Annotated in this window: 5 protein-coding genes; 1 reads left to right on the top strand and 4 read right to left on the bottom strand. The window is 59.4% G+C overall.

Translation table 11 applies throughout. The annotated features are described in order from the left end of the window. Positions 1-497: 497 nt before the first annotated feature. From QZ292_RS09860 to QZ292_RS09870, 3 genes are read right to left on the bottom strand one after another with little or no spacing between them, the layout of a single operon-like run. Positions 498-713, bottom strand: a complete 216-nt coding sequence (locus QZ292_RS09860; RefSeq protein WP_294601079.1) for a hypothetical protein — start codon at positions 711-713, stop codon at positions 498-500. Next, positions 698-925 carry a hypothetical protein gene (locus QZ292_RS09865; RefSeq protein WP_294601081.1) on the bottom strand — a complete coding sequence of 76 codons (228 nt, stop codon included), beginning with the start codon at positions 923-925 and terminating at the stop codon, positions 698-700. The genes QZ292_RS09860 and QZ292_RS09865 overlap by 16 nt, the downstream gene beginning before the upstream one ends. Further along, on the bottom strand, positions 910-1,056 hold the full coding sequence (locus QZ292_RS09870; protein WP_294601083.1) for a hypothetical protein: 147 nt from the start codon (positions 1,054-1,056) through the stop codon (positions 910-912). Before QZ292_RS09870 ends, QZ292_RS09865 begins: the two co-directional genes overlap by 16 nt. Before the next feature lie 143 nt (positions 1,057-1,199). Between QZ292_RS09870 and QZ292_RS09875 the strand changes: the two genes are divergently transcribed. After that, on the top strand, positions 1,200-3,587 hold the full coding sequence (locus QZ292_RS09875) for a transglycosylase domain-containing protein (RefSeq protein WP_294601084.1): 2,388 nt from the start codon (positions 1,200-1,202) through the stop codon (positions 3,585-3,587). 307 nt (positions 3,588-3,894) lie between these two features. Here QZ292_RS09875 and QZ292_RS09880 read toward each other — a convergent pair. Continuing rightward, on the bottom strand, positions 3,895-4,085 hold a 191-nt coding region (locus tag QZ292_RS09880), incomplete at its 5' end, for a hypothetical protein (protein ID WP_294601086.1).

The following is a 4,085-nucleotide window of genomic DNA, read 5'->3' on the forward strand; positions in this document are numbered from 1 at the left end:
ACTGCTGGAGAAGGAAATCATTCAAACGCGTGGGGCGCGTTTGAATAAGATTTCCACCAGCGCGCGGTTGCGGCGGAGCGAAAGCGGAGCTGGATGGGCTGACACGGGGCGGAGAATTGGGCTGTGTCTGCTGCGGGCCGAAGCCTGCGGGTGCCCTAAACGAGCTATGCGAGTTGCGGGCCTCCCGCTGGGGGAGGCTTTCGGCCCGCGCGACCCTTGCGGGTCGCAGAGTTTCGGCTTTGATTTTTTCCGCGCGCCTTGGAAAATCATATTCAAAAACGGGAAACGCTTTTGAATGATTTTCCTCCTTAGGCGTGGCGCGCGGTTGCTTGAAAGTAATAACGGCCGCGCGCCACGACGCGAACGCGTCGGCCGCAAGGGCCCCACGTCCCGTGGACGGGAAATGCTTCGCATTTCTGCGGCTGTGTCGGCCTAATTGGGTAGAGACGGCCGTTTGTTGGGGTAGAGGCTGCCAATAAAAGACGCCGTGCGTCCGTTTATTCCGAGAGGCAACGCAACTGAAAACCGTGGGCGTGGTGGTCTGAGTTGCTGGTGTAAAGGTACGGCGTATTGAAATGCAGGTTCTGGCCGCCCGTGCTGCCTGTAGCAGAAGACCAACTGAATCCGTTGGCGCCGACGTTCATCGGATCGCCCGAGGCGCTGTTGCGGAAGCCCGGGGCGGGGCTTTTCTTTCCGTTTATTCCGAGAGGCAACGCAACTGAAGACCGTGGCCACGGCCATCCACGCCGCTGGGATAGAAGTTCTGCGTGTAGAAATCCAAGAACACACCGATAGTCCCGCTGACAGCGGACGACCAACTGAATCCGCCGTAGCCGACGTTCATCAGACTGCCTAACCGCCCACCGTTGCCTGCGTCACGGAAGCCCGGGGCGGGGCTTTTCTTTCCGTTTATTCCGAGAGGCAACGCAACTGATAACCGTGGCCACGGTGGCCCACGCGGCTGGGATTGAGCCCCTGCGTGTAGAAGTACAAGAACACGCCGGTATGCCCGTTAACCGCAGACGACCAACTGTACCCGTCGTGGTCGACGCTCATCAGACCGCCTGACCGCCCATTGCTGCCTCCGTCGCGGAAGCCCGGGGCGGGGTACCAGGCAAGCGGGGTTCCCGACCGACCGCGGTACCGACGATTAAAAATCGTATCTTTGTCATCTCGGAACGAGTTATTCTCAGGATTTTATGGCCAACAAAACCTACGTGAAGATACGCAACTATATCCACGATCCCGCCAACCGACGGAAGATCACCTTTGTATTCTGGAGCATCCTCGCCGCCCCCGTCGTCATCCTCGGCACCCTGCTGCTGCTGATCGGCTTCGGCGTGTTCGGCAAACTCCCCACCTTCGAAGAGCTCGAAAACCCCCGGAGCAACCTCGCCACCGAAATCATCTCCGCCGACGGCAAGAACCTCGGTAGCTTCTTTGTCGAGAACCGCTCCTACGTCGATTACGGCGACCTCTCGCCCAATCTCGTGGCCGCCCTGGTCTCCACCGAAGACGCCCGGTTCTACAGCCACTCCGGCATCGACTTCAAAGGACTCGCCCGGGTGGGTATCAAGACCGTCCTGCTCGGCGACCGCGGACAAGGCGGCGGCTCCACCATCAGCCAGCAGCTCGCCAAGAACCTCTATCCCCGGGATACCGTCCACAGCTCCGGCCTCGCCAAAGTCGGTAAACTCGTGATCGCCAAGCTTAAAGAGTGGATCACCGCCGTCATGCTGGAGCACAACTACACCAAGGAAGAGATCGTCGCCATGTACCTCAATACCGTCGAGTACGGGTCGAACGCCTTCGGGATCAAATCCGCCTCCGCCACCTTTTTCAACAAGACCCCCGCCGAGCTGGCCCCGGAAGAGGCCGCCATGTTGGTGGGCGTGGTGAACGCCCCGAGCCGGTACAGCCCTGTGCGGAATCCCGAGCGGGCCTTGAAACGTCGGAATACCGTCATCGAGCGGATGGGCAGCGCCGGATTCCTGAGCGACGCCGACGTCCGCCGGCTGACCGCCGAACCCATCCGGCTCGACTATCACCCCGTGTCGCACAACGAAGGCACCGCCACCTACTTCCGCGAGATGCTCCGGCAGTACATGACCGCCACCGAACCCAAACGGCGGCAGTTCCTCACCGACTGGGACTATCAGGTCGAACTCGAACGCTGGCAGAACGACCCCCTCTACGGCTGGTGCAACAAAAACACCAAAGCCGACGGAACCCCCTACAACCTCTACAAAGACGGCCTGAAACTCTACACGACCATCAACTCCCGGATGCAGAAATACGCCGAAGAGGCCGTCCGGGAGCATATGGTGAAGACCATCCAGCCCCAGTTCGAGAAACAGCGGAAAAGCTACAAGACCATCTTCTACAACATCAACAAACAGGAAGAGACCAAAATCGTCCACCGGGCGATTCTTCAGAGCGAACGGGGAATGGCCATGAAACGGAACGGGATGAGCGAAGAGAGCATCCTGGCCGCCTTCGAGAAGCCGATTCCGATGTCCGTCTTCACCTACGCCGGGGATCGAGACACCGTACTCTCGCCCAAAGACTCGATCCTGCACATGAAATCCTTCCTCCGGGCCGGTTTCATGTCGATGGATCCGGCGACCGGATACGTCACGGCTTACGTCGGAGGGACTAACTTCCGGAACTTCAAGTACGACATGGTGCGGCAGGGGAAACGGCAGGTCGGATCGACCATCAAACCCTTCATCTACACCTTCGCCTTCGACATGCTCGGGTACAACCCTTGTACCTTGGTGCCCAACTCCCCCGTGACCATCGAAGCCTCCACCGGGCCCTGGTCGCCGAAAGAGGCCGGCAATGTGCCGCAGGAGGGCGAGTTGCGTCCCCTTTATTGGGGGCTGGCCAACAGCCGGAACAACTACTCCGCCTGGATCATGAAACAGGCCCAGCCGCAGGCCGTGGCCGATATGATCCATAAAATCGGCGTCCACAGCTATATCGACCCGGTGTATGCCTTGTGTCTGGGGACGCCTCAGGTATCGGTTTTCGAGATGGCAGGCGCCTTCAGTACCTTTGCCAATCGGGGCGTGCACACCGAACCGATCTTCGTCACCCGCATCGAAGATAAACAGGGGAACGTTCTGGCCTCCTTCTCGCCGCAGACCTATGACGCGATCAGCGAACAGACGGCCTACACGATGCTCGATATGCTCAAACGGGTAGTGACAGCCGGTACGGCGGGTCGGTTGGGCCATCAGTTCAACCTGCAGGGCGATATCGGCGGCAAGACCGGGACGACCAACAACAGTGCCGACGCATGGTTTATGGGCGTGACCCCGCATGTGGTGGCCGGGACATGGGTCGGCGGCGAAGACCCGGCGACACACTTGATGAGCGGCGCGGACGGTTCGCGCGTGGCATTGCCGATTTTCGGGATCTTCATGAAGAAAGTTTATGCAGACAAGTCGCTGGGTATCAGTATGAGTGATCGATTTATGGAGCCGATCGGCGTCGTGCGGTACGAGTGCGATCCGAAGCAGGCGATTCCGGCCCCCGGTGCGACCGGAACAGGCGAGATGGGTGGAGATGAGTTCTTCCAGTAGGCAATCGTTTTTGTAGATTTTAGCAGCGGCAAGTTCTGAGAAGAGAGCTTGCCGTTTTTGTTTGGCGCACCTCGCGGATGGGGTAGGGCAACTGCCGTGCACAAAAAATAAGGAGTGCGAAGCATGAAATGTGTGAACAGAGAACGGCGTGATGAGTTGGGCTGAGCAGAAAAGTGGAAATGCGCGAGCATTTCCCCGTCCACGGGACGTGGGGCCCGGCCGGCCCGAGGCCAGTTCTATCCTGTTAGGGTAGAGGCTGGCAATTGGGAGTGCGGCACGCACCGCCCGCCCGGCGTAAAGAGGGATTTCACTCGTTTTGCAGCGAGCAAAATCGAGGTAAAATCCCAGCGGGCGACTGCTGGAAAAGGAAATCATCCAAACGCGTGAGGGCGCGTTTGGATAAGATTTCCGCCAGCGCGCGGGAAAAATGCGATAGGTGGCGAAGCGACAGCGGAGCCGCAGTGAGGCGGATACGGGGCGGAGAATTGGGCTGGGCTT

The sequence above is a fragment of the uncultured Rikenella sp. genome, assembly GCF_910577125.1.
Taxonomy (GTDB): Bacteria; Bacteroidota; Bacteroidia; order Bacteroidales; family Rikenellaceae; genus Rikenella.